Source organism: Actinotalea sp. (genome assembly GCF_035443605.1).
Taxonomy (GTDB): Bacteria; Actinomycetota; Actinomycetes; order Actinomycetales; family Cellulomonadaceae; genus Actinotalea.
Genome location: NZ_DAORSQ010000189.1, coordinates 1 through 2,575, shown reverse-complemented (window position 1 = coordinate 2,575; position 2,575 = coordinate 1). Strand labels below are relative to the sequence as shown.

General features: G+C 74.9%; 3 protein-coding genes. 1 reads left to right on the top strand and 2 read right to left on the bottom strand.

All coding sequences use genetic code 11. From position 1 onward, the window contains the following. Positions 1-805 (bottom strand): ABC transporter ATP-binding protein (locus PKY62_RS12990; RefSeq protein ID WP_502875849.1); only part of this gene is annotated, 805 nt, incomplete at its 3' end. 111 nt (positions 806-916) lie between these two features. Here PKY62_RS12990 and PKY62_RS12985 point away from each other — a divergent pair. After that, positions 917-2,251, top strand: a complete 1,335-nt coding sequence (locus PKY62_RS12985; RefSeq protein WP_324537625.1) for a DUF4921 family protein — start codon at positions 917-919, stop codon at positions 2,249-2,251. Here PKY62_RS12985 and PKY62_RS12980 read toward each other — a convergent pair. After that, the coding region (locus PKY62_RS12980; protein ID WP_324537622.1) for an ATP-binding protein at positions 2,230-2,575 on the bottom strand (346 nt) is incomplete at its 5' end. The two genes, PKY62_RS12985 and PKY62_RS12980, sit on opposite strands and share 22 nt — an antisense overlap.

Below are 2,575 nucleotides of genomic sequence, written 5' to 3'. Positions count from 1 at the left end.
GCACGCGGTCGGGCAGCACCTCGACACGGTCGCCCAGCCCGGCCAGCTGCTCGGCGGCCGTGGCGTTGCGCTCCGAGCCGAAGCGCACCTCGACCACCTCGCGCGAGGAGTAGCGGCGGATGAGGGCCGACGGGCTGCCCTCGGCCATGATCCGGCCGTGGTCGACCACGACGAGGCGGTCGCACAGCTGCTCGGCCTCGTCCATGTAGTGCGTGGTGAGGATGAGCGTGGTGCCGCGCTCCTTGAGCCGGAACAGCCGGTCCCACAGGACGTGCCGGGCCTGCGGGTCCAGCCCCGTTGTCGGCTCGTCGAGCATGAGCACGCGCGGCTCGTTGACGAGGGCGCGGGCGATGGTGAGGCGGCGCTTCATCCCGCCGGACAGGTCGTCGACCTTGGCCCTGGCCTTGTCCTCGAGCTGGGCGAAGGCGAGCAGCTCGTCCGCCCGCTGCGCGCACACCGCGCGCGGGATGCCGAAGTACCGGCCGTAGACGATGAGGTTGTCCCGCACGCGCAGCTCCGCGTCGAGGTTGTCCTCCTGCGGCACGACGCCGAGCTGGGAGCGGATCTCCGGTCCGTGCGTGTCCGGGTCGAGGCCCAGCACGCGCAGGTCGCCCGACGTGCGGGTGGACACCGCTCCGACCATCTTCATCGTCGTGGACTTGCCCGCGCCGTTGGGGCCCAGCAGGCCGAACGACTCCCCGGGCGGGACCTCGAGGTCGATCCCGTCGACCGCGGCGAGGTCGCCGTAGCGCTTGGTGAGGCCGACGGCGGAGATCACGGGTGCGGGGTGGGTGGGAGTGGGCACGGGCGCTGACGTTACCCGCTGGTACCGACACGGGGCGCACGCATTTCGGGGCCGCGGCGGCCGGGGCGTGCGTGGCTAGGGTGTGGTGACCGGCCACGACGACGAGGTGCCATGTCCACTCACCCCTGGAGCGGTGAACCGCTCGTGCGGCTGGCCGACGGCACCGTCAAGCAGGTCTCCCCGCTGACCGGCACCGTGGTGTGGACCGTGCCCGGCCGGGCCAACCGGCCGCTGGGCGTCCCGGCGGACGTGCTGCGCGCGGTCGACCCCGCCCAGGCGGACCGGCTCTGCGCGTTCTGCGCCGGCCGGTACCGCGAGACCCCGCCCGAGAAGGCTCGCCTCGTCGACGGTCCGGACTCGGGCCCCGTCGTGCTCCGCGAGGTCCCCGCCGAGGCGCTGGACGCCACCGTCGCACGCCTGCGCCGCATCCCCAACCTCTTCGAGATCCTCTCGGTGGACTACTGGCGCACCAACCACGGCTTCCGCCCGTCGGTCGACGTCGTCGCCCGCGCCGCGCGCTACACAGCCACCCCGGCGGGGCGGGCGCACGTCCTGGCGATCCTCGAGCGGCGGGCGCTCGCGGGCGGGGTGGCGCCGACGGACTGGGCCGCGATCCCCGAGGCCGAGCGGCTGACCCGCGCCGTCGACCTCTTCGCCGGTTCCCACGACGTCGTCGTCCCCCGCCGCCACCTCGTCGACGGCGCCCGGTACGACGACGAGCTCGCCGGCTCGGGCACGATGACGCCCGACGAGCACCACGCGTACACGGCGTTCACCGTCGACGCGCTGCGCGACCTCTACGCGAGCCAGCCGCACGCGCGGTACGTCGCCGTGTTCCAGAACTGGCTGCGACCGGCCGGGGCGTCCTTCGACCACCTGCACAAGCAGCTCGTGGCGATCGACGAGCACGGGCCGCAGATCGACCGCGAGCTGGCCCGCCTGCGCGTGGAGCCCGACGTGTTCACCACCGCCGTCCTCGACCACGCGGCAGCGCACCGGCTCGTGGTGGCGGAGAACGCGCACGCGGTCGCCGTGGCGGGGGTGGGCCACCGCTACCCCTCTCTCGAGGTGTACTCCACCAGCGCGCACCAGCTGCCGTGGGAGCACACCGCAGCCGAGGTGCGCGCCGTCTCCGACCTGCTGCACGCCCTGCACGCGGCGACCGGCGTGCGCGTGCCGTCCAACGAGGAGTGGCACCACCGGCCGCCCGACGCCGCCGAGGCCATGCCGTGGCGGGTGGTCCTCAAGTGGCGCGTGTCCACGCTCGCGGGCTTCGAGGGCGGGACGAAGATCAACGTCAACACCATCGACCCTGCGGCCCTGCGCGAGCGCGTCGTCGGGGCCCTGCACGACCTGCGCCGCCAGGGGGCGATCGCGGGGATGCTCCTCGGCGACGAGTGCAGCCACCGGCTCGGGGTGCTCCGCTACACCGACCCGCCGGCCTGAGCCGCGACGCCGGAGGGCGGCGGCAGGCGGAGCGTCGCGGCCAGGCCGCCCAGCGAGGACGCGGCGAGCACGACGTCGCCGCCGTGCTCGCGGGCGATCTCCCGCGCGATGGCCAGGCCCAGCCCGCTGCCACCGGACTCGCGCTCGCGGGCCGCGTCGAGGCGCACGAAGCGCTCGAAGACGCGCTCGCGGTCGGCCGCGGCGACGCCGGCGCCGTCGTCCTCGACGCCCACGCACCCGTCGGCGACGTGCACCAGCACCCGCGTGCGCGCGTGCCGGACGGCGTTGTCGACGAGGTTGCGCACCACCCGGGCGAGCGCCGCC

What these genes read in the sequence shown, in the direction of transcription:
- PKY62_RS12985 (WP_324537625.1), top strand. Translation starts at nt 917, where the DNA reads ATGTCCACTCACCCCTGGAGCGGTGAACCGCTCGTGCGGCTGGCCGAC.